This is a genomic window from Streptococcus parasanguinis (assembly GCF_901875555.1).
GTDB lineage: Bacteria > Bacillota > Bacilli > Lactobacillales > Streptococcaceae > Streptococcus > Streptococcus parasanguinis_H.
The window spans coordinates 123,110-145,187 of record NZ_CABFMD010000032.1; the positions used below are offsets into that span (position 1 = coordinate 123,110).

The 22,078-nt window shown below is 42.1% G+C and carries 21 protein-coding genes, 3 tRNA genes and 1 pseudogene; 16 read left to right on the top strand and 9 right to left on the bottom strand.

Going from position 1 to position 22,078, the window contains the following annotated elements; all coding sequences use genetic code 11:
- Window positions 1-66: 66 nt before the first annotated feature.
- From parC to JX304_RS07740, 7 genes are all read left to right on the top strand, one after another.
- Complete coding sequence (gene parC, locus JX304_RS07710; RefSeq protein WP_205011969.1) at window positions 67-2,520, top strand: DNA topoisomerase IV subunit A; 2,454 nt, start codon at window positions 67-69, stop codon at window positions 2,518-2,520.
- A gap of 168 nt (window positions 2,521-2,688) precedes the next feature.
- Entirely contained in the window at window positions 2,689-3,711 is a 1,023-nt protein-coding gene (locus JX304_RS07715; RefSeq protein WP_205011970.1) for a branched-chain amino acid aminotransferase, read from the top strand.
- A 91-nt stretch (window positions 3,712-3,802) separates the two neighbouring features.
- On the top strand, window positions 3,803-4,033 hold the full coding sequence (locus JX304_RS07720) for a DUF2969 domain-containing protein (RefSeq protein ID WP_205011971.1): 231 nt from the start codon (window positions 3,803-3,805) through the stop codon (window positions 4,031-4,033).
- Between the two features lie 52 nt (window positions 4,034-4,085).
- A tRNA-Tyr gene (locus JX304_RS07725) sits at window positions 4,086-4,166 on the top strand.
- Window positions 4,167-4,215: 49 nt separating this feature from the next.
- Window positions 4,216-4,287, top strand: a tRNA-Gln gene (locus tag JX304_RS07730).
- 168 nt (window positions 4,288-4,455) lie between these two features.
- Window positions 4,456-5,655: a 30S ribosomal protein S1 gene (gene rpsA, locus JX304_RS07735; RefSeq protein ID WP_187538934.1), complete on the top strand. Its 1,200-nt coding sequence runs from the start codon at window positions 4,456-4,458 to the stop codon at window positions 5,653-5,655.
- 230 nt (window positions 5,656-5,885) lie between these two features.
- Window positions 5,886-5,957: transfer RNA gene (locus JX304_RS07740), tRNA-Arg, on the top strand.
- A gap of 250 nt (window positions 5,958-6,207) precedes the next feature.
- Here the strand turns inward: JX304_RS07740 and JX304_RS07745 are convergent.
- The gene (locus tag JX304_RS07745) at window positions 6,208-7,194 is read right to left on the bottom strand and encodes an L-lactate dehydrogenase (protein WP_187538932.1); all 987 of its coding nucleotides are present in this window, start codon (window positions 7,192-7,194) and stop codon (window positions 6,208-6,210) included.
- A gap of 198 nt (window positions 7,195-7,392) precedes the next feature.
- Between JX304_RS07745 and gyrA the strand changes: the two genes are divergently transcribed.
- The 4 genes from gyrA (at window position 7,393) to radC (ending at window position 11,792) form a co-directional block, all read left to right on the top strand.
- Window positions 7,393-9,849, top strand: coding sequence for a DNA gyrase subunit A (gene gyrA / locus JX304_RS07750; protein ID WP_205011972.1), 2,457 nt, complete (start codon window positions 7,393-7,395; stop codon window positions 9,847-9,849).
- 13 nt (window positions 9,850-9,862) lie between these two features.
- Entirely contained in the window at window positions 9,863-10,606 is a 744-nt protein-coding gene (locus JX304_RS07755) for a class A sortase (RefSeq protein WP_205011973.1), read from the top strand.
- Between the two features lie 169 nt (window positions 10,607-10,775).
- Window positions 10,776-11,054, top strand: a complete 279-nt coding sequence (locus JX304_RS07760; RefSeq protein WP_205011974.1) for a porphobilinogen deaminase — start codon at window positions 10,776-10,778, stop codon at window positions 11,052-11,054.
- A gap of 54 nt (window positions 11,055-11,108) precedes the next feature.
- The gene (radC, locus tag JX304_RS07765) at window positions 11,109-11,792 is read left to right on the top strand and encodes a RadC family protein (protein WP_205011975.1); all 684 of its coding nucleotides are present in this window, start codon (window positions 11,109-11,111) and stop codon (window positions 11,790-11,792) included.
- Between the two features lie 206 nt (window positions 11,793-11,998).
- Here radC and JX304_RS07770 read toward each other — a convergent pair whose 3' ends face one another.
- The 6 genes from JX304_RS07770 to JX304_RS07795 form a co-directional block, all read right to left on the bottom strand.
- Window positions 11,999-12,646 (bottom strand): redox-sensing transcriptional repressor Rex, encoded by a 648-nt coding sequence (locus tag JX304_RS07770; protein WP_205011976.1) that lies wholly within the window; start codon window positions 12,644-12,646, stop codon window positions 11,999-12,001.
- Window positions 12,647-12,775: 129 nt separating this feature from the next.
- Window positions 12,776-12,991 (bottom strand): DUF4649 family protein, encoded by a 216-nt coding sequence (locus JX304_RS07775; RefSeq protein ID WP_205011977.1) that lies wholly within the window; start codon window positions 12,989-12,991, stop codon window positions 12,776-12,778.
- Window position 12,992: 1 nt separating this feature from the next.
- Window positions 12,993-13,340, bottom strand: a complete 348-nt coding sequence (locus JX304_RS07780) for a DUF1831 domain-containing protein (protein ID WP_205011978.1) — start codon at window positions 13,338-13,340, stop codon at window positions 12,993-12,995.
- Between the two features lie 9 nt (window positions 13,341-13,349).
- A complete protein-coding gene (locus JX304_RS07785) occupies window positions 13,350-14,462 on the bottom strand; it encodes a cysteine desulfurase family protein (RefSeq protein ID WP_205011979.1) in 1,113 nt (370 codons plus the stop codon).
- Between the two features lie 9 nt (window positions 14,463-14,471).
- Entirely contained in the window at window positions 14,472-15,428 is a 957-nt protein-coding gene (locus JX304_RS07790; protein ID WP_003007186.1) for a ribose-phosphate diphosphokinase, read from the bottom strand.
- Between the two features lie 72 nt (window positions 15,429-15,500).
- Window positions 15,501-16,058, bottom strand: a complete 558-nt coding sequence (locus tag JX304_RS07795) for a CYTH domain-containing protein (protein ID WP_205011980.1) — start codon at window positions 16,056-16,058, stop codon at window positions 15,501-15,503.
- Between the two features lie 95 nt (window positions 16,059-16,153).
- On the opposite strand from JX304_RS07795, the gene JX304_RS07800 reads away from it, so the two are divergent.
- From JX304_RS07800 to mutY, 5 genes are all read left to right on the top strand, one after another.
- The gene (locus tag JX304_RS07800) at window positions 16,154-16,825 is read left to right on the top strand and encodes a GTP pyrophosphokinase (RefSeq protein WP_023918039.1); all 672 of its coding nucleotides are present in this window, start codon (window positions 16,154-16,156) and stop codon (window positions 16,823-16,825) included.
- A complete protein-coding gene (locus JX304_RS07805; protein WP_345770915.1) occupies window positions 16,809-17,627 on the top strand; it encodes an NAD kinase in 819 nt (272 codons plus the stop codon). The genes JX304_RS07800 and JX304_RS07805 overlap by 17 nt, the downstream gene beginning before the upstream one ends.
- On the top strand, window positions 17,624-18,517 hold the full coding sequence (locus tag JX304_RS07810; protein ID WP_205011982.1) for an RluA family pseudouridine synthase: 894 nt from the start codon (window positions 17,624-17,626) through the stop codon (window positions 18,515-18,517). Before JX304_RS07805 ends, JX304_RS07810 begins: the two co-directional genes overlap by 4 nt.
- Before the next feature lie 21 nt (window positions 18,518-18,538).
- Entirely contained in the window at window positions 18,539-19,513 is a 975-nt protein-coding gene (gene pta / locus JX304_RS07815; RefSeq protein ID WP_205011983.1) for a phosphate acetyltransferase, read from the top strand.
- 374 nt (window positions 19,514-19,887) lie between these two features.
- On the top strand, window positions 19,888-21,042 hold the full coding sequence (mutY, locus tag JX304_RS07820; protein ID WP_205011984.1) for an A/G-specific adenine glycosylase: 1,155 nt from the start codon (window positions 19,888-19,890) through the stop codon (window positions 21,040-21,042).
- A gap of 26 nt (window positions 21,043-21,068) precedes the next feature.
- Here mutY and JX304_RS07825 read toward each other — a convergent pair whose 3' ends face one another.
- Both JX304_RS07825 and JX304_RS07830 read right to left on the bottom strand, forming a co-directional pair.
- Window positions 21,069-21,416 carry a thioredoxin gene (locus JX304_RS07825; RefSeq protein WP_205011985.1) on the bottom strand — a complete coding sequence of 116 codons (348 nt, stop codon included), beginning with the start codon at window positions 21,414-21,416 and terminating at the stop codon, window positions 21,069-21,071.
- A gap of 107 nt (window positions 21,417-21,523) precedes the next feature.
- Window positions 21,524-22,078: pseudogene (locus tag JX304_RS07830) on the bottom strand (phospho-sugar mutase); the annotation flags it as partial.

Consider the following 22,078-nt stretch of genomic DNA (forward strand, 5'->3'; position numbering starts at 1 on the left):
CAAAGTACTGTGTGAAAAAGATAAATGTTCTATTATCCTTAGCATTTTACGGGCGTTGTACCCTATATGATTAATATCCAAAATATGTCCCTGGAGGACATCATGGGAGAGCGCTTTGGTCGCTACTCCAAATACATTATTCAAGAACGGGCTCTTCCTGATATTCGGGATGGCTTGAAACCTGTTCAACGGCGGATCCTTTATTCTATGAATAAGGACGGCAATACCCATGACAAGGGCTACCGCAAGTCTGCCAAGTCTGTCGGAAATATCATGGGGAATTTTCACCCTCACGGGGATAGTTCGATCTATGATGCCATGGTCCGCATGTCTCAAGACTGGAAGAATCGTGAGATTCTTGTTGAGATGCACGGTAACAATGGTTCCATGGACGGTGATCCACCTGCTGCTATGCGTTATACGGAAGCCCGTCTATCTGAAATTGCTGGTTATCTCCTTCAAGATATCGAAAAGAACACAGTGCCATTTGCCTGGAACTTTGATGATACAGAAAAAGAGCCAACGGTTTTGCCTGCAGCCTTTCCAAACCTTTTGGTCAATGGGGCAACGGGTATTTCAGCTGGTTACGCGACAGATATTCCGCCCCATAACCTAGCGGAGGTCATCGATGCTGTGGTCTACATGATCGACCATCCATCTGCCAAGGTAGATAAGCTCATGGAGTTTTTACCAGGGCCTGACTTTCCGACTGGTGCCATTATCCAAGGTCGCGATGAAATCAAGAAAGCCTATGAAACAGGTAAGGGACGGGTAGTTGTCCGTTCTAAGACAGAGATCGAGCAACTCAAAGGCGGCAAACAGCAAATCGTCGTCACTGAGATCCCTTATGAAATCAATAAGGCTGTCTTGGTCAAGAAGATCGACGATGTCCGTGTCAACAATAAGGTGGCCGGCATTGCCGAAGTTCGGGATGAGTCAGATCGGGATGGTCTTCGGATTGCCATTGAGCTCAAGAAAGATGCCAATGCAGACCTAATATTAAACTACTTGTTCAAGTACACAGATTTGCAGGTCAACTACAACTTCAATATGGTGGCGATTGACAATTATACCCCTCGTCAAGTTGGGATTGTGCCGATTCTCTCTAGCTACATTGCTCACCGTCGGGATATTATTGTTGCTCGCTCTCGCTTTGATAAGGAAAAGGCGGAACGACGCCTTCACATCGTAGAGGGCTTGATCCGTGTGATTTCTATCCTCGATGAAGTCATAGCCTTGATCCGTGCTTCTGATAACAAGGCAGATGCCAAAGAAAACCTCAAGGTCAGCTACGATTTCACGGAAGAACAAGCAGAAGCCATTGTCACTTTGCAATTGTACCGCTTGACCAATACAGATATCGTCACCTTGGAAGAAGAGCATGCTAACCTCAAGGAGCAAATTGCGACCTTGGCAGCCATCATTGGGGATGAACGGACCATGTTCAATCTCATGAAGAAGGAATTGCGTGAAGTGAAGAAGCTCTTTGGCAATGCTCGTCGCAGTGAGTTGCAAGACACTGCTAAGACGATCGAGATTGATACAGCCAGTCTGATCGTTGAAGAGGAAACCTTTGTTAGCGTGACCCGTGCTGGTTACATTAAACGGACCTCTCCTCGTTCGTTTAATGCCTCAACATTGGAAGAAGTTGGAAAACGAGATGATGACGAGTTGATTTTCGTAGAGCCTGCGAAGACCACCCAGCATCTCTTGCTCTTTACCAACTTGGGAAATGCCATTTATCGCCCTATCCATGAATTGACAGATACTAAGTGGAAGGACATCGGCGAACACCTCAGTCAAACCTTGACCAATTTCGAGCAAGAGGAAGAAATTCTCTTTGCTGAGATTGTGGATCAGTTTGAAGGCGTGACCTACTTTGCGGCAACCCAACAAGGTCAAATCAAGCGCTTTGAACGCAAGGAATTGAGCCCATGGCGGACTTATCGTTCTAAATCGACTAAGTATGCTAAACTGAAAGACGATGCGGACCGCATTGTCGCTGTCGCACCAGTTGTTCTGGAAGACATCATGATCATTACCAAAAATGGTTATGGTCTGCGCTTCAACATCGAAGAAGTGCCTGTCGTAGGAGCGAAGGCAGCAGGGGTTAAAGCCATCAACCTCAAAGATGGGGATCAGGTGGTGGCTGTCTTCAAGTCAACGACTCCAAGCATGTATCTTCTAACTCAAAGAGGCAGTCTCAAACGGATGTTGCAAGATGACATTCCTGTGACCAGCCGGGCTAAACGGGGACTACAGGTCTTGCGTGAACTGAAAAACAAACCGCACCGTGTTTTCATGGCAGGTCCAGTCAATACAGACCAAGGAGATTTCGATCTCTTTACCAGCCAAGAAGAAGTAGCGGAACAAGACCAAATTCTAGCTATCACTTCAACTACAGGTCAAGTGACCGAAGTGGATCTGACTCAGCTCAGTGTCTCGGAAAGAACAAGCAATGGATCCTTTGTCAACGACACAATCTCAGATCAAGAAGTTTTTTCAGCACGAATCAAATAAAAAAGGAAGTCGGTCTATTCTTAGACTGACTTTTTTCAAATAAATTTTCTGAAAATTGAAAATATCGCTTGAAATTCTCATGAATTGGTGTACAATAGTGTACATAGATTGAGAAACTGAATCGGTCAATTTCAGATCGACTAGAAAAAAGAATAAAGGAGAACTATCATGACAGTATCACTTGATTGGGAAAACCTTGGCTTTAACTATATGAAATTACCATATCGCTTTTTGGCGCATTACCGCAACGGAGCCTGGGAAAAGGGTGGATTGACAGAGGATGCGACCTTGCATATCTCAGAATCGTCTCCAAGTTTGCATTATGGCCAACAAGCCTTTGAGGGATTAAAAGCCTACCGTACAAAAGACGGAAGTGTCCAATTGTTCCGCCCAGATCAAAATGCTAAACGTCTGCAACGGACAGCTGATCGCTTGCTCATGCCACAAGTACCAGTGGATATGTTTGTCAATGCATGTAAGGCAGTCGTCAAAGCTAATGAAGAATATGTGCCTCCATATGGTACAGGAGGAACCCTCTACCTTCGTCCTCTTTTGATCGGTGTTGGTGATATTATCGGTGTGCATCCTGCAGAGGAGTATATCTTTACCATCTTTGCCATGCCTGTCGGCAACTACTTCAAAGGTGGTTTGGTGCCAACTAACTTCTTGATCCAAGACGAGTATGACCGTGCGGCTCCACATGGAACAGGGGCTGCTAAAGTTGGAGGAAACTACGCAGCCAGCATGCTTCCTGGTAAAATTGCTCACGATCGTAATTTCTCTGACGTCATTTACCTTGATCCAGCAACCCACACCAAGATTGAAGAAGTCGGTTCTGCAAACTTCTTTGGAATCACTGCTAATAACGAATTTGTGACGCCATTGAGCCCTTCTATCTTACCATCTATCACCAAATACTCTTTACTTTACTTGGCAGAACACCGTCTTGGTATGACACCAATCGAAGGGGATGTCTTTATCAATGACTTGGATCGCTTTGTGGAAGCAGGAGCTTGTGGTACCGCAGCAGTGATCTCTCCAATCGGAGGTGTTCAACACGGAGATGACTTCCATGTCTTCTATTCCGAAACAGAAGTCGGTCCAGTGACCCACAAACTCTATGATGAATTGACGGGTATCCAATTTGGTGATGTCGAAGCACCTGAAGGATGGATCGTTAAAGTCGATTAATGGAAATAGCTATTTCTCGGTTGAGAATAGCTTTTTTCTTGCGCCATAAACTAAATTTTTGTAAAATAGAAAAAGTGAAAAGAGGACTGAAATGAGTAAAAAAGACAAGAAAATTGAAATTCAAATCGTAGATAGTAAAGTAACCGTTGGAAAGGATACTTTTGACGGATTCACACTTTCAATTGGTAAGAAAACGATAGGTGAAATTGCAGACATGGCAGGTCAATTTGCCATTATCAAAAATGGAAATGTGGATTCTCTTTACAAAAAACTTGAAAAAGCCGTTGAAATTATAATAGAAAATTATAATTTGAATAAATAAGGGCTTGCAATCATAATAAATCAATGGTATAATAGAACCTGTTGATTTATATGGAGAGATAGCGAAGAGGCTAAACGCGGCGGACTGTAAATCCGCTCCTTCGGGTTCGGGGGTTCGAATCCCTCTCTCTCCATTAGCGTTCATTGTGACGATGATAAAGTGACTGATGTCAGCGCTCTTTTTGGGGTATAGCCAAGCGGTAAGGCAAGGGACTTTGACTCCCTCATGCGTTGGTTCGAATCCAGCTACCCCAGTTCTTAGGTAATATCAGATAAGTGATAAAATATCTAACTAGGTATTTTATTTCTTTATAGGGTGAAGTCGTTAAAGGTGATATTGAATCTCGTTTCGGGTGCTTGCTTAGGAAAAATAATTATTAGTATGTCAAGTTAAGAAAACTTGATTGTTGGAGGATTTTTTAGATGAATGAATTTGAAGATTTGCTAAACAGTGTTAGCCAAGTTGAACCAGGTGACGTCGTTACTGCTGAAGTATTGACAGTTGATGCGAACCAAGCTAATGTTGCAATCTCTGGAACTGGTGTCGAAGGTGTCTTGACTCTTCGCGAATTGACAAACGATCGTGATGCGGACATCAACGATTTGGTTAAACCAGGTGAAACACTTGAATTGCTTGTTCTTCGTCAAGTAGTTGGTAAAGATACTGATACAGTAACTTACCTTGTATCTAAAAAACGTTTAGAAGCTCGCAAAGCATGGGACAAATTGGTTGGTCGTGAAGAAGAAGTTGTTACTGTTAAAGGAACACGCGCTGTTAAAGGCGGACTTTCGGTAGAATTTGAAGGACTTCGTGGATTTATTCCAGCTTCAATGCTTGATACTCGTTTTGTACGTAACACTGAACGTTTCGTAGGTCAAGAATTTGATGCGAAAATCAAAGAAGTAGATCCAAAAGAAAATCGTTTCATTCTTTCACGTCGTGAAGTTGTTGAAGCATCAGCTGCAGCAGCACGCGCTGAAGTATTTGGTAAATTGAACGTTGGCGATATCGTAACTGGTAAAGTTGCACGTATCACAAGCTTTGGTGCTTTCATCGACCTTGGTGGTGTTGATGGATTGGTTCACTTGACTGAATTGTCACACGAACGCAACGTTTCACCTAAATCAGTTGTAACTGTTGGTGAAGAAATCCAAGTAAAAGTTCTTGACTTGAACGAAGAAGAAGGTCGTGTATCCCTTTCATTGAAAGCTACAACACCTGGACCATGGGATGGCGTTGAACAAAAATTGGCTGCTGGTGACGTGATCGAGGGAACAGTAAAACGTTTGACTGACTTCGGTGCATTCGTTGAAGTATTGCCAGGTATCGATGGACTTGTTCACATCTCACAAATTTCACACAAACGTGTTGAAAATCCAAAAGATGTTCTTAAAGTTGGACAAGAAGTAACGGTTAAAGTTCTTGAAGTAAATGCTGCTGATGAACGTGTATCCCTTTCAATCAAAGCTCTTGAAGAACGTCCAGCTCAAGAAGAAGGCGAAAAACAAGAAAAACGTCAATCTCGCCCACGTCGTCCAAAACAAGAAAAACGTGACTTTGATCTTCCAGAAACTCAAACTGGATTCTCAATGGCTGACTTGTTTGGCGATATCGAATTGTAAAATTTTTAAGAGGCTGGGACAAAAGTCCTAGCCTCTTAATTTTCTTTGGATTGTCGAGCAAGACGCAGTGGTTGAATGGGCTCTACTACGTTGATTTCATTAGCTTTCACAGCCCTACTTAACCGTGAGGAGGTGGGACGACGAAATTGCATTCTAACGAATTACCGATTTCTGTCCCACTCTTTTTTTACTTGTCATATACTTGAAAATTTGATATACTATAACAGTTGCCACCCTTAGTGTAATGGATATCACGTAAGATTCCGGTTCTTGAGATGGGGGTTCGATTCCCTCAGGGTGGAGTAGTTAAGAGGCTGGGACAAAAGTCCTAGCCTCTCAATTTTCTTTGGATTGTCGAGCAAGACGCAGTGGTTGAGTGGGCTCTACTACGCTGATTTCATCAGCCTTTACAGCCCTACTCAACTGTGCGGAGGTGGGACGACGAAATCGAATTCTACGAATTACCGATTTCTGTCCCACTCTCTCTTTTTTATTTATTTAGAGCTAGAAAAAAGACTCTCTGGAAATCAGAGAGCCTTTTCTATTGATGGATTAGTTTTTAGATGCTGCTTGGAATTCAGGGTTTTTCCATGCTTCATCAATGATGGCTTGCAACTCAGAAGCAGAAGCTTGCATCTTTTGAGTTTCAGCATCGTTCAATGGAATGTTTACAGGACGTACAATACCATGCGCACCAACAACGGCTGGTTGACCGATATAGACGTTCTTCACGCCATATTGACCTTCTTGGAATACTGAAAGAGGAAGGACAGCATGTTCATCATCAAGGATAGCTTTTGTAATACGAGCAAGGGCGACTGCGATACCGTAGTAAGTAGCACCTTTTTTATTGATGATAGTGTAAGCTGCGTCACGAACACCTTCGAACAATTCGATGAGTTCAGTTTCTTGAACGTTTTGAGTGTCTTTCAAGAATTCTTCAAGGTTGACACCTGCAATGTTAGCATGTGACCAAACAGCGAATTCTGAGTCACCGTGTTCACCCATGATGTAGGCGTGAACAGAACGAGCATCTACGTCCAATTTTTCAGCAAGGGCTTGACGGAAACGAGCTGAGTCCAGTGAAGTACCTGAACCGATAACACGTTCTTTAGGGAATCCAGAGAATTTCCATGTAGAGTATGTCAAGACATCAACTGGGTTCGCAGCAACAAGGAAGATACCTTTGAAACCTGATTCAACAACTTGAGTTACGATTGATTTGTTGATGGCAAGGTTCTTACCTACAAGGTCAAGACGAGTTTCACCTGGTTTTTGAGGTGCACCAGCAGTGATGACAACTAGATCGGCATCTGCACAGTCTTCGTACTTAGCTGCGTAGATCTTCTTAGGTGAAGTGAAGGCAAGGGCGTGGCTAAGGTCAAGAGCATCACCGACAGCCTTTTCGAACAATTGAGGAATTTCAATGATTCCAAGTTCTTGAGCAATACCTTGGTTTACAAGTGCGAAAGCGTAAGATGAACCTACGGCACCGTCACCAACCAGGATGACTTTTTTGTGTTGTTTAGTTGCAGTCATGAGTCTAAACATCTCCTTCATTTTTTTTGAGATCATCTCTCATTCGTTTTCATTTTACCACTTTTAAATGTCTTTGTCACTCAAAATAGTATAGAACCTAAGATGTAAACGTTTTTACATTTGTGCTCACAGAGAGTAAAATAGCGTAAAATGTGATATAATAGAGGGGTGAATTAAGTAAAGAGAGGCATTTTTTGAATGCAGGATAATAATCTTATTAATGTGAATTTAACATCAGAAATGAAGACGAGCTTTATCGATTATGCCATGAGTGTAATCGTGTCTCGTGCTCTTCCTGACGTTCGAGATGGTTTAAAACCTGTTCATCGCCGTATCTTATACGGTATGAACGAGTTGGGGGTTTCACCTGACAAACCACATAAGAAATCAGCTCGTATCACAGGGGATGTTATGGGTAAATATCACCCACACGGGGATTCCTCTATTTATGAAGCCATGGTTCGGATGGCGCAATGGTGGAGTTATCGCTACATGCTAGTGGATGGTCATGGAAACTTTGGTTCTATGGACGGTGATGGTGCCGCTGCACAACGGTATACCGAAGCTCGTATGAGTAAGATCGCTCTTGAAATGTTGCGCGATATCAACAAAAATACCGTTAATTTTGTGGATAACTATGACGCCAGTGAGCGCGAACCATTAGTTCTTCCAGCGCGTTTTCCGAACCTTCTTGTAAATGGGGCAACGGGGATCGCTGTTGGGATGGCCACTAATATTCCACCTCACAACCTTGGAGAAACCATTGATGCTGTGAAGTTGATGATGGACAATCCTGAAGTGACGACACGCGACTTGATGGAAGTTTTGCCAGGTCCGGATTTCCCGACAGGAGCTCTTGTCATGGGGAAATCAGGGATCTTCAAGGCTTATGAGACAGGGAAAGGTTCTATCGTCCTTCGTTCCCGCACTGAGATTGAAGTAACTAAGAGCGGCCGAGAACGCATTGTCGTGACTGAGTTTCCATATATGGTCAATAAGACCAAGGTCCATGAACATATTGTCCGTTTAGTGCAAGAAAAACGGATCGAAGGGATTACAGCTGTACGGGATGAATCCAACCGTGAAGGGGTTCGCTTTATCATTGAAGTACGCCGGGATGCATCTGCAAACGTGATCTTAAACAACCTCTTTAAGCTGACTCAAATGCAAACTAGCTTTGGTTTCAATATGTTGGCCATCGAGAATGGGGTTCCTAAAATTCTCTCTCTTCGTCAAATTTTGGGCGCTTATATTGAGCATCAAAAAGAAGTAGTGACTCGCCGGACCATCTTTGATAAGGAAAAGGCAGAAGCCCGAGCTCATATTTTAGAAGGCTTGCTCATTGCCCTAGATCATATTGATGAAGTAATCAAAATCATTCGCAACAGCCAAACGGATGCAGAGGCTCAAGCGGAATTGATGAGCAAATTCAAGCTGTCAGAACGCCAAAGTCAAGCTATATTGGATATGCGTCTTCGTCGTTTGACTGGTTTGGAACGAGATAAAATTCAAAATGAATACGATGACTTGGTAGCTTTGATTGCTGATTTAGCAGATATTTTGGCTAAACCAGAACGGGTCATTGCAATTATCAAAGAAGAATTGGAAGAAGTCAAACGCAAGTTTGGCGATGCTCGTCGCACGGAGTTGATGGTCGGTGAAGTTCTGTCTCTTGAAGATGAGGACTTGATTGAAGAAACCGATGTCTTGATTACTCTTTCTAACAAAGGATATATCAAACGTTTGGACCAAGCTGAATTTACAGCTCAAAAACGTGGGGGACGTGGTGTTCAAGGAACGGGTGTAAAAGATGATGATTTTGTCCGTGAACTGGTATCAACTAGCACCCACGACCATCTGCTCTTCTTTACCAATAAGGGACGTGTCTATCGTCTTAAAGGATATGAAATCCCAGAATATGGACGTACAGCCAAAGGCTTACCGATTGTCAATCTTTTGAAACTGGACGAAGGAGAGTCCATTCAAACCATTATCAATGTTGAGCAAGATCGAAGTGATGAGGCTTATCTCTTCTTTACGACGCGACAAGGTTTGGTGAAACGGACCAATGTAGCAGAGTTTTCAAATATCCGTCAAAATGGACTGAAAGCCTTAAATCTAAGAGATGATGATGAATTGATCAATGTCTTCCTTACTGATGGAGATACAGACGTTATCATCGGTACCAAGTATGGCTATTCTGTTCGCTTTAATGAATCGGTCGTTCGGAATATGGGCCGGACAGCCACTGGGGTTCGTGGAGTGAATCTTCGTGATGGAGACCAGGTTGTCGGTGCTAGCGTGATTACGGACCAAGATGAAGTGTTGATCATCACTGAAAAAGGGTATGGTAAGCGGACAATGGCAAGTGAATACCCAACCAAAGGTCGTGGTGGTAAGGGAATTAAGACAGCCAACATTACAGAGAAAAATGGTGCTCTCGCAGGTCTCATGACTGTTGAAGGCAATGAAGACCTTATGATTATAACCAATACTGGTGTGATGATTCGGACGGGTGTGGCTAATATTTCTCAAACTGGTCGTTCCACTCAGGGTGTGAAAGTGATGCGACTGGATCAGGATGCTAAGATTGTGACCTTTACAACAGTTCAGGCCGATGAAAAAGACGAAGAAATAGTAGAAGAAAACGAATAGATAAGGGGACAGAATGTCACGCAAAAGAAAAAAGAAAAAGAGTTTACGCAATACTCTTATCAATGTCGTTGCAACGCTCTTGATTATCCTCTCGCTGTTATTGATCTTTAATGCACCGATCCGAAATATGATCATGGTATGGCACACCAATCAATACCAGGTGAGCAAGGTTGATAAAAAAACCATTGACAAGAATAAAGAAGTGAAGACGAGCTTTGATTTCCAACATGTCCAGTCACTCTCGACGGAAGCCGTGATCAATGCCCAATGGCAAGCCCAGAAACTTCCTGTAATTGGTGGAATTTCGATTCCTGAATTAAACATGAATCTTCCCATCTTTAAGGGACTCGAAAACGTTGCCCTATATTATGGCGCAGGGACCATGAAGGAAACCCAAGTCATGGGTAAAGGCAATTATTCACTTGCCAGTCACCATGTCTTTGGTTTGACTGGTGCTAATGCTATGTTATTCTCACCTTTGGAAAAAGCCAAGGCTGGCATGAAGATCTACATCACGGATAAGGAAAAGATTTATACCTATGTCATCTCGTCTGTTGAGACGGTGACCCCTGATCGTGTGGATGTAATCCAAGACCGTGAAGGTGTCAATGAAATTACGCTAGTAACTTGTGAGGATGCTGCAGCAACTTATCGGACAATTGTAAAAGGAAATTTGGAAACCTCTGTTGACTATGACAAGGCTCCAAAAGACATCCTGGATTCATTCAGTAAGTCTTATAATCAAATGCAACTCTAAGAAATTAAAGCCCGAGACAGAAATGTCTGGGCTTTTTCTATGTAGGAAGCTAGGAGAAATTTCTGTAAAATTGTAAGAGATTGGTAATATAATGTAAGGAATTTGTCATAATATTAAGGGAAATTCAGTATATAATAGAGGAGAAAGAGTATGATAAGGAGGTAGAATAGTGACGAAAGAGCGCATTTATCATCTCTTGCATCATTTCTACAATCTCTTAGTAAATGATTTTCCACGAAATGGATTAATTACGAAAGGTATCTATGAAGTAGAGCAAGTCTACCAAGCTTTAGAAGCCATCCCTCAGAATCAGGAGTACTTGATCCGCTGTGAAATTCAACAGTTTCTAAAGGAGCTTGAACAAGTTCAAACAGGTTATCAGATTCGCTTTAATAAAGATGAAGTCTTAGTGTTAAATGATTTGAAGCAAGAAATCACCTGCAAATAATGATAGATCGTCATTTTCTCAATTTATTACGAATTAATAAGTGAGGAGGAAATTATGTACGACATTTCATTTATTGAACCATCTTTACTTCCTAGGGAACGCTTGGTTTCTGAAGGAGTGGATAAGCTGAGTCACCAAGAATTGTTATCCATTCTCTTGCGGACAGGCAATAAGCAAAAAAGCGTATATGAGATTGCACAAGCTCTATTAAGCTCTGTTCACAGTTTAAAGGAGTTAGGGCAATTAACGCTAGAGGAACTACAGGAAATTTCTGGAATTGGCCGGGTGAAGGCCATTGAACTTCAGGCTGTGATTGAGTTTGGTCGAAGGATTCATAAAGATGAATTAATGAGTTCTGAACAGATCATGAGCAGTCAGAAATTGGCCCATAAAATTCAACAGGAAATTGGCCATAAGAAACAGGAGCACCTGGTTGCACTCTATTTAAATACGCAGAATGAAATTATTCATCAACAAACCATCTTTATCGGAACGGTCAATCGTAGTATTGCGGAGCCACGTGAAATCTTGCATTATGCACTGAAACATATGGCAACCTCCATCATCTTGGCGCACAATCATCCATCTGGTGCCGTATTTCCAAGTAAAAATGATGATGAAGTAACGCATCGAGTCTTAGAGGCCTGTGAAGTGATGGGCTTAACCCTATTGGATCATTTGATTGTATCCGAAGAAAATTACTATAGTTATCGAGAAGAAACGGATTATTTGGTATAAAAAGAGAGTGGGACAGAAATCGGTCATTCGTTAGAATTCGATTTCGTCGTCCCACGTCCGCACAGTTGAGTAGGGCTGTAAAAGCTGATGAAATCGGCGTAGTAGAGCCCACTCAACCATTGCGTCTTGCTCGACAATCCAAAAACAAGAAGAGGCTAGGACTTTTGTCCCAGCCTCTTTAGTTGTTATCCGTATAATGCTGATCTTTATTCCTCGTTTTTACGCATAAAATAAAGGAGTGTTTGCAATTCACTAGTAAGATCGACATATTGGACGACGACATCCTTAGGGACTGTCAGATGCACTGGTGAGAAGCTGAGAATACCTTTGACACCAGCGTCTACCAAAAGGCTAGCTACTTCTTGAGCCTTGATGCTTGGAACGGTTAGAATGGCTGTTTGAATGCCTTCTTGTTTGAGTTTTTCTTTAATGGAGGAAATTCCGTAAATGGGAATTCCGTCCTTATTTTTTGTATTGATCAGTTCATGATCGTCTAGATCAAACGCCATGACAATTTTCATCTTATTGCGTTCATGGAAGCGATAGTTGAGAAGTGCACTTCCCATATTTCCGATCCCAACAATAGCGACATTGGTAATGGCATTATCATTTAAAAGATCTGCAAAGAAGTTCATCAGTTTTTTTACGTCATAACCAAATCCACGTCTTCCTAATTCACCAAAATAAGAGAAATCTCGGCGAACAGTAGCAGAGTCAATCCCAATTGCATCCGCAATTTGCTTGGAATTGGCGCGCTCTATTTTTTCAGAGTTAAAGCGTTTAAAAATGCGGTAGTAGAGCGATAAGCGTTTTGCTGTTGCGCGTGGAATTGGAGTATTTTTATCATGTTTCACAATATCACAACCTTTCCCTCTTATTGTATAGGAAGATTGTGAAAAAATCAACTATCTAGAATCGTTTTTCAAAAATATTTTTGTCTAAAGAAAAAGCTGATGGCGATGGAGAGTTCCATCAGCATCAGCTTAGTTTTCAGCTTGCTCTACCTTTTTCAAAAAAGCATAGAGTCCATCGACTCGCCCTGTATAGGGGAGCTTTTTCCCCTTGTATTCAATGGATACGATGGAGTAAGAGTCGGGCAAGGTTACACAGCCTGAAAAAGCTAGAATACAGGCTGCAAGGTCGGGATAAGTAGTGGTTCGTTCTACTTGATAAGCATCGATATAAGTTAGATTTACCATATTAGGCCTCTGTTTTGTTGAAAATTTCTCTTTCGACAAGACTATCCATTAGGAAATAAAATTTTTGTTGGATAATGTCATTTTCTGAATTTTTAAAGATATTCACCAGGCGAAGTCCAGACTTGTCAGTAATATTGATCTTAAAACCTGTTAAATCTTTATTGAAAATGATTTTAAGTAGGAAGCCTTCGCCGCTATTTGGAACGGCCTCGAGCAAACGATTTAACTCGTAATTTCCTACTTTTGTAACAGCAAATGTATTGTCACGTAAGGTATATTTTTTTACATTTGGGTGCAGACTATAGATATAGTTGCAGTCTTTCAATGAAACACTTGTTTCAAAAGCCATATTGTTCTCCTATGATAAAATTTCTTTTAGTGTTGCGAGGAAGTCTTGAACTTCCTCTACGGTGTTGAGTTCTGAAAAACTAATTCGAAGGGATTCTCTTAGGCGTGAGCTATTTTTTCCATAGAGCGCCTCAAGGACATGGCTGGGTTGAACTGTACCAGCGGTACAAGCAGAACCTGTAGAGACGGATATTCCAGCCAGATCGAGTCTCATCAGCAAGACATCATTTTGGACACCTGGAAAACCAAGATTCCAAACAAAAGGAAGGTGATCGTCACTCGCATTTATGTAATAGTCGTAAGCTGCTAAACCATTGACTAGTTCTTGACCGAGTTTTTGAACCTGGTGGAAATTTTCTTCTTGATGAAGCGTGGCATGCTGTAGGGCAGTCGCCATCCCTACAATAGAAATGAGATTTTCTGTGCTGGCTCTCATTTTGCTTTCCTGATCACCACCGTGGATGAGATTATCAAAGTCTGGGACAGCTGCATAAAGGAAACCGACTCCCTTAGGGCCATGGAATTTGTGGGCAGAAGCACTGAGAAAATCAATTCCCAACTCTTCGGGATAGACAGGGACCTTTCCAATTGCTTGGACAGCATCAACGTGAAAGGCAGCTGGATGATCTTTTAAGAGTTCTCCGATTTCTTTAATCGGTAGAAGATCGCCTGTCTCGTTATTGGCAAACATGGTAGAGACAAGAATGGTATCCGGTCTAAGAGCCGCCTTGATATCACTAGCCTGAATGCGTCCATCTCTTGGTTGGACGATCGTAACTTCAAATCCGAAACGTTCGACAAGGTATTCGATGGGTTCTAGAACCGCATGGTGTTCCAAAGCGGTAGTAATGATGTGTTTGCCATCTGCCTGGTGTTTCAAGCAGTAGCCTTTTATAACGGTATTATTACTTTCTGATCCACCTGAAGTGAAGAAAATACGATTTGGAAGAGTATGGAGAGCCTGAGCAATCTGCTCGCGAGATTCTCGGAGGAGTTTGCTAGCCATCCGTCCATGAGCATGAAGGCTCGATGGATTTCCAAAAGTGGTCTTCATGGTTTCAGACATTTTATCAATGACTTCAGGTAGAAGGGGAGTTGTTGCGGCATTATCAAAATATATCACATTAAGACCTTATTTCTTGTGGTAGGCAAATAGAGGACTAACAGGTTTTCTTTCTTGAATGCGAACAATAGCTTCTGCGATCAGTTCGCTAGCTGTCAGATAGTTAATATTTTTTGGAGTTGGTCCATTTGGAGCAACAGAATCGGTTACTAAGATTTCTTTGATCGGAGCTTGGTCTAATAATTCAACAGCTCCTTTCACAAATAAACCATGACTTGATACAGCATAAATTTCAGTAGCCCCTTCGCGTTCGACGATTTTTGCAGCTTCTGAGAATGTCTTACCAGTATTGAGGATATCGTCAATCAAGATCGCTTTTTTATCTTTGACATCCCCAATAATATAGCCATAATCACGGTTCGCATCATCTTGCTCGTAATCAATGATGGCAATCGGCGCATCAAGATATTCTGCTAAACTACGAGCTCGTTTAACCCCTGAGTTTTTAGGGCTGACGACAACAACATCTGGACCAGTTAGACCTTTGTTGATGTAGTGCTCTGCAAAAAGTGGAATGGTAAAGAGGTTATCCACGGCAATATCAAAGAAACCTTGGACCTGAACAGCGTGGAGATCCAGTGTGACGACGCGATCGACCCCAGCTTTGACCAACATATTTGCGACGAGCTTAGCAGTAATTGGTTCACGAGGAGCAGCAGTCCGGTCTTGGCGAGCATAACCGAAGTAAGGCATGACCACATTGACAGTATTTGCGCTGGCCCGTTGGCAAGCATCCACCATAATTAACAGTTCCATCAAGTGATTGTTAACTGGAAAACTGGTTGATTGAATGATATAAATATCATATCCACGAACACTTTCCTCAATATTGACTTGGATTTCACCATCTGAGAATTGACGGGATGAAATTTTCCCAAGTGGAACCCCAGCGTGATCCGCGATTTTTTGTGCAATCTCTGGATTTGAATTAAGAGAGAAGAGCTTCATATTTTTTTTATCTGACATGTGATTCCAACCTCATTTAGATTTTTGATCTTAGCACTATTTTAGCAAAAATTTGCGATAATTTCAGCTATTTTACAATCTTTCCGCCAATCTGGCAATTTTATTTTTGGCTGCTTTGTAGACGATTCCATGGTCTTGAATAAATTTGTGAAAATTTTCTTCCTGTTCAGCAGTTTCTACCTCAATTTCCAACTCATAATCTTCAGTGTCTAGATAGAGACTGTGGTCTAGAGCCACCAAGCCTGCGTTTGTTTCTTTATCGAATCGTTCTGTTGTCAGGCTTCCCCAGACAGCAAGTTGCTCAACTGGGATTTCTTTAGAAATCAAGAGGTTTTTGATTTCTCCGTCAGCAAACTGTTGGTGTTGAAGGATCGCCTCGGTTTCTTCTTGGCTGAGGTCTTGATTGTACTCGAAATGGCCAACTGCTTCAGGGACCTTGAGAGTCAATTCAGCCTGATCTGTGAAAGTACGCACCCGCAAGGCCATTTTTTCTTTACGGATGAGCTGGTCGGGTGTATCGATATAGTGATTGGTTTGGACAACCAATTTTGTATCTGCAAAAAGTGGAAGGAGGGATTGGTATTCCTCCTTATCTAGCAAGGTTTTGTATTCAATTTCTAAATGGTTCATTTTGTGGTCCTTTGCTTTTTTTCAAAAGAGATTCATGATATAATAAGAGATGTGTTTATTGTATACAAAAATGGTTCAGATTACAAGGTGGTAGGATGGCAATTGATTGGGAAAACTTCTTAGATCCTTATATCCAAGCAGTTGGGGAATTAAAAATCAAACTGCGTGGGATTCGAAAGCAATATCGTAAGCAACAAAAGCATTCTCCAATCGAGTTTGTGACAGGTCGTGTTAAGCCGATTGAGAGCATCCGTGAAAAGATGATCCGAAGAAATATTTCTGAAGAAAATCTGGCTCAGGATATGCAAGATATTGCTGGTCTTCGCATCATGGTCCAGTTTGTGGATGACGTCGAAGAGATCCTAGAGGTTCTGAGGCAACGGCAGGATATGCGCGTGGTCCAAGAGCGAGACTACATCCGCCACAAGAAATCGAGTGGCTACCGGAGTTACCACGTCGTGGTCGAGTACCCGGTTGATACCATTGATGGAAATGAAACCATATTAGCAGAGATTCAAATTCGGACCTTGTCCATGAATTTTTGGGCAACAATCGAGCATTCACTAAATTATAAATATAAAGGAGACTTTCCAGACGAGATCAAAAAACGCTTAGAGACGACAGCAAACCTGGCCTATCTCTTGGACGAAGAAATGGGTGCCATTCGGGATGCAATTCAGGAAGCTCAAGCCCTGTTTGATCCACTTCATCGTAAGTTAAATGATGGCGTTGGAAATAGTGATGACACAGATGAAGACTACAGGTAAAAAAGTATCCATCATTCGCAATCGAAAGCGTCAGAGTGAAGAGGTTTTTCAACAATTGCGTTACAAACTTCGTCAAAATAATTTTATTTTAACGGAGAAACATCCCGATATTGTCATTTCAATCGGTGGTGATGGGATGTTGCTATCGGCTTTTCATAAGTATGAACACCAGTTAGATCGAGTTCGCTTTATCGGTGTCCATACTGGGCACTTAGGCTTTTATACGGATTACTTAGATAGTGAGATTGACAAGTTAGTTGAAAACTTAAAATTTGACACGGGGGCCAAGGTTTCCTACCCTATTTTAAATGTCAAGATTACCTTTGACAATGGGGAAACCCGTACGATGAGAGCGCTGAACGAAGCTACGATCAAGCGCAGTGACCGGACTATGGTGGCTGATCTTATGATTAATGGTGTGGATTTTGAGCGCTTCAGAGGAGATGGGATTACCGTTTCGACTCCTACAGGAAGTACGGCTTACAACAAATCCTTGGGAGGAGCAGTCCTTCACCCAACTATTGAGGCGTTGCAGATTGCTGAGATCGCTAGTCTCAACAACCGTGTTTATCGTACCTTGGGTTCTTCTGTCATTGTCCCTAAAAAGGATAAGATCGAGATTACACCGACGAGACCTGGCTTTCACATTATCTCTGTTGATAATTCAACCTATTCTTACCGCAATATTGCTAGGGTAGAATACCAGATCGACAACCATAAGATAAATTTTGTGGCAAGCTCCAGTCACACCAGTTTCTGGAATCGGGTCAAGGATGCCTTTATCGGAGATGATGGGGAATGAGATTTGAATTCATTGTCGATGAGCATGTAAAGATCAAGACTTTCTTGAAAAAGCACGAGGTTTCTAAGGGGCTCTTAGCAAAGATTAAGTTTCGTGGGGGGCAGATCCTTGTCAATGGACGTCCGGAGAATGCGATCTATCTGTTGGATATTGGGGATCGCTTGGTCATTGATATTCCGGCAGAAGAAGGGTTCGAAACCCTAAAACCCATGGATCGGCCCTTTGATATTTTGTTTGAAGATGATCATTTTTTGGTCTTAAACAAACCCTTTGGCATTGCCTCGATTCCAAGTGCGATTCATTCTAATACCTTAGCAAATTTTGTGAAAGGCTATTATGTGAAACAGGGCTATGAGAACCAGCAGGTTCACATTGTCACGCGCTTGGACAAGGATACAAGTGGCGTTATGCTTTTTGCCAAACATGGCTATGCCCATGCACGTTTGGATAAGCAATTACAGTCTAAAACGATTCAGAAACGCTATTATGCCTTGATCAAGGGAACTGGGAAGCTTGATCCTGCTGGAGAGATTATTGCCCCGATTGCGCGTGATGAAGATTCGATCATTACTCGAAAGGTAGCAAAAGGTGGCAAGTATGCTCATACCAGCTACCAGGTCGTTCAATCTTTTGGTGATATTCACCTAGTGGATATCCAATTGCATACAGGTCGAACCCATCAGATCCGAGTTCATTTTTCCCATATTGGTTTTCCCCTTTTGGGAGATGATCTCTATGGCGGAAGTTTAGAAGACGGCATTGAGCGCCAGGCCCTTCATTGCCATCGTTTATCCTATTATCATCCATTTCTAGAGGAAGGATTGGTCATAGAAAGCCCACTGCCTCCAGATTTCCAAGCTGTTCTAACACAGCTTCAAACCAGTTATTAATTATTAAAAGGAGTAAAACTCATGGAAGTTTTCGAAAATCTCAAAACCAACCTCGTTGGTAAGAATGCTCGTATTGTATTACCAGAAGGTGAAGAGCCTCGTATTCTTCAAGCGACAAAACGCCTTGTGAAGGAGACAGAAGTAACCCCTGTCTTGCTTGGTAATCCGGATAAAATTCGGATTTATCTTGAAATCGAAGGGGTTTTGGATGGATATGAAATCATCGATCCTCATACTTATCCAGGTTTTGAAGAAATGGTAGCTTCCTTGGTAGAACGTCGTAAGGGCAAAATGACAGAAGAAGAAGCGCGTCAAGTCTTGAAAGACGACGTGAACTATTTTGGTGTCATGTTGGTGCACATGGGAATTGTTGATGGGATGGTTTCAGGTGCGATTCACTCAACAGCTGCAACTGTTCGTCCAGCTCTTCAAATTATCAAAACTCGTCCAAATGTCAAACGGACTTCAGGAGCTTTTCTCATGGTTCGTGGATCTGAACGCTACTTGTTTGGGGACTGTGCTATCAACATCAATCCAGATGCTGAAGGATTAGCCGAAATTGCCATCAACTCAGCTATCACAGCCAAGATGTTTGGAATTGATCCAAAAATTGCTATGTTGAGCTATTCAACAAGAGGGTCTGGTTTCGGTGAAAGTGTTGATAAGGTTGTTGAAGCGACTAAGCTTGCCCATGAACTTCGTCCAGATCTTGAAATTGACGGGGAATTGCAATTTGACGCAGCCTTTGTCCCTGCAACTGCAGCCTTGAAGGCTCCAGGTAGCAAGGTGGCAGGCCAAGCAAATGTCTTTATCTTCCCTGGTATTGAAGCAGGTAATATTGGATACAAGATGGCAGAACGTCTTGGTGGCTTTGCAGCGGTAGGTCCAGTCTTGCAAGGGTTGAACAAACCAGTGAACGACCTCTCTCGTGGATGTAATGCAGATGATGTGTACAAATTAACCTTGATTACAGCGGCACAAGCAGTAGAACAATAAGAATGAGTGAAAGACTAAGGATGATCTTGAGCTTCAGATTGAAGAAAAAGTCATCTTAAAAACTTTCCTTAGGTGAGTACGGACGTCAGCGAACTTCTTCGAAGTTCCATGACTATTATTGAGCCTAGGGTCTCAATAATTCCGAGTGCCTGAAACATTATTGTTTCAGGCACTTTTCTCACAGCGGAAAGTTTCGGTATTTTCTTGAATCAATTTAAAAAATGGAACTCATTTTTGTTTTTTTGCAGAATTGCTTAACTTATTTTACTTTAAAATAGTTTGTCTACATTTTAAGGCTCAGGATTTTCCTGAGCCTTTTTCTTTATAAAATCAGAATTTCTAAACTAAAGACCATTCTATGGTATACTAGGAATATGTTAGATTTAAAAGATTACGGGATTACCATGTGGGAGGAGGAAAAAATTGCTTCCTTCCGAGAGAAGTTATTAGCCTGGTATGATGCCCATAAACGAGATCTCCCCTGGAGAAGAACTCAGGATCCTTATAAAATTTGGATTTCAGAGATTATGCTCCAGCAGACACGTGTCGATACGGTGATTCCATATTATGAGCGTTTTCTGGAGTGGTTTCCTACAGTTGCTGATTTGGCTCAGGCTCCTGAGGAAAAACTTTTAAAAGCTTGGGAAGGCTTGGGCTATTATTCACGTGTCCGCAACATGCAGAAAGCTGCCCAGCAGATTATGGAGAACCACAGAGGAGTGTTTCCATCAAGTTATGAGGCTATCTCTAAACTGAAGGGGGTTGGGCCTTATACTGCAGGGGCAATTGCTAGTATTGCCTTTGGCCTATCGGAGCCTGCTGTGGATGGTAATGTCATGAGAGTACTGGCTCGCTTGTTTGAGGTGGACTACGATATCGGAGTCCCGACCAATCGCAAGATTTTCCAAGCCATGATGGAAATTTTGATCGATCCGACCCGTCCTGGTGATTTTAATCAGGCTTTGATGGATTTGGGCTCAGATATTGAGTCGCCAGTCAATCCACGGCCGGAAGAGAGTCCTGTTAAGGAATTTAGCGCGGCCTACCAACATGGGACCATGGATCGTTATCCCATTAAGGCTTCTAAAAAGAAACCTGTAGCTGTCTATCTCACAGCCTTTATTATCAAGGATAGTCAAGGACGCTTCTTGCTGGAGAAAAATGAGCGAGAAGGGCTTTTATCAGGTTTCTGGCATTTTCCCTTGATCGAAGTGGAAAGCCTATCTGAGAACCTGGGCCAATTATCTCTACTGGATGGTAAGGGGGATACAGAGAGCAACCCAGAAATTCTTTCCTTTGAACAGGACTATGACTTGGCCATTGATTGGCAGGACAGATCTTATCCTATCGTCCAGCATGTCTTTTCGCATCGCAAGTGGCAGGTTCAGATTCGGTATGGCCTAGTAAAAGAAGGAGAGCAGTCAGTAAGTGAATCGACTGTTTGGTTAAAGCCAGAAGAATTTTCCGAATATCCTTTTGCCAAACCTCAACAAAAAATTTGGATAACTTTTACGGAAAACGAAAATTAGCTAGAGACTGATCTCTAGCTAATTTTTTATAGATGAGCGAATGCTTTGATTTCTTCTTCAGACATGGATGAGTCACAACGAACAGTAACTTCGCCGGATTCAACATGTAAAAATCCAGGGACAGTTGGGATGCCGTAAGTTGAGCGGAAGGCTTGCAATGCGTCTAGCTGACTTGGTTCTTCACTATTAATAAAATAGATATGAGCGTTTGTTTCAGATACGACCGTTGCTAGTTTAGCAGCGAACTTACGGCAGTAAGGACAAGTCTTACGTCCGATAAAGAAGGTTGCTGTTTCTTTTTGATCGATCGCTTCTTGCGCACGCATGACAGTTGTGACTTCAAGATCTTTAATATCTTCTAAAAATTGTTCCATGAGATGACCTCGCTTTCTTCTAAATCTAGTATGCCATATTTTCTAAAAAATCGCTGGTATTTGCTACGAAAGAAAGAAAAAAGCTCCGATGAGGAGCTTTTCATGTTTTAGCCTACAAAAGCATTGATTTCTGCTTCGATATTCGCAATTTTTTCTTTAGCATCTGCTTCAGATTCACCAACTGTAGCAATGTAGAATTTGATTTTTGGTTCTGTTCCTGAAGGGCGGACAGCGATCCAAGAATCGTCTGCTAAGGTGTATTTCAGCACATTGCTTGGTGGAGTTGTCAATTTTTCAACGCCGTCAGCAGTAGTAGCTGTTTGTGCCAAGAAGTCTTCTGTCTTAACAATGTCTGTGTTATTGAATTGTTTAGGAGCATTGCCACGGAATTTATCCATGATTTTCTTGATTTCTGCAGCTCCATCCACACCTGAAAGGGTGACAGAGATGGTCTTTTCTGCGAAGTAGCCGTATTCTTTGTAGATTTCAGCAATACCGTCTGCCAAAGTCATACCACGTGAGCGGTAGTAAGCAGCGATTTCAGCTACGATCAAGACAGCTTGGATTGCATCTTTGTCACGTACAAATGGTTTGATCAGGTAACCGAAGCTTTCTTCAAAACCGAGCATGTAAGTGTGGTTGTGTTGGGTTTCAAATTCATG

Coding starts and splice junctions, on each gene's coding strand:
- parC (WP_205011969.1), top strand. CDS start 67: ATGATTAATATCCAAAATATGTCCCTGGAGGACATCATGGGAGAGCGC.
- JX304_RS07715 (WP_205011970.1), top strand. CDS start 2,689: ATGACAGTATCACTTGATTGGGAAAACCTTGGCTTTAACTATATGAAA.
- JX304_RS07720 (WP_205011971.1), top strand. CDS start 3,803: ATGAGTAAAAAAGACAAGAAAATTGAAATTCAAATCGTAGATAGTAAA.
- rpsA (WP_187538934.1), top strand. CDS start 4,456: ATGAATGAATTTGAAGATTTGCTAAACAGTGTTAGCCAAGTTGAACCA.
- JX304_RS07745 (WP_187538932.1), bottom strand. CDS start 7,194: ATGACTGCAACTAAACAACACAAAAAAGTCATCCTGGTTGGTGACGGT.
- gyrA (WP_205011972.1), top strand. CDS start 7,393: ATGCAGGATAATAATCTTATTAATGTGAATTTAACATCAGAAATGAAG.
- JX304_RS07755 (WP_205011973.1), top strand. CDS start 9,863: ATGTCACGCAAAAGAAAAAAGAAAAAGAGTTTACGCAATACTCTTATC.
- radC (WP_205011975.1), top strand. CDS start 11,109: ATGTACGACATTTCATTTATTGAACCATCTTTACTTCCTAGGGAACGC.
- JX304_RS07775 (WP_205011977.1), bottom strand. CDS start 12,991: ATGGTAAATCTAACTTATATCGATGCTTATCAAGTAGAACGAACCACT.
- JX304_RS07780 (WP_205011978.1), bottom strand. CDS start 13,340: ATGGCTTTTGAAACAAGTGTTTCATTGAAAGACTGCAACTATATCTAT.
- JX304_RS07790 (WP_003007186.1), bottom strand. CDS start 15,428: ATGTCAGATAAAAAAAATATGAAGCTCTTCTCTCTTAATTCAAATCCA.
- JX304_RS07795 (WP_205011980.1), bottom strand. CDS start 16,058: ATGAACCATTTAGAAATTGAATACAAAACCTTGCTAGATAAGGAGGAA.
- JX304_RS07800 (WP_023918039.1), top strand. CDS start 16,154: ATGGCAATTGATTGGGAAAACTTCTTAGATCCTTATATCCAAGCAGTT.
- JX304_RS07805 (WP_345770915.1), top strand. CDS start 16,809: ATGAAGACTACAGGTAAAAAAGTATCCATCATTCGCAATCGAAAGCGT.
- JX304_RS07810 (WP_205011982.1), top strand. CDS start 17,624: ATGAGATTTGAATTCATTGTCGATGAGCATGTAAAGATCAAGACTTTC.
- pta (WP_205011983.1), top strand. CDS start 18,539: ATGGAAGTTTTCGAAAATCTCAAAACCAACCTCGTTGGTAAGAATGCT.
- mutY (WP_205011984.1), top strand. CDS start 19,888: ATGTTAGATTTAAAAGATTACGGGATTACCATGTGGGAGGAGGAAAAA.
- JX304_RS07825 (WP_205011985.1), bottom strand. CDS start 21,416: ATGGAACAATTTTTAGAAGATATTAAAGATCTTGAAGTCACAACTGTC.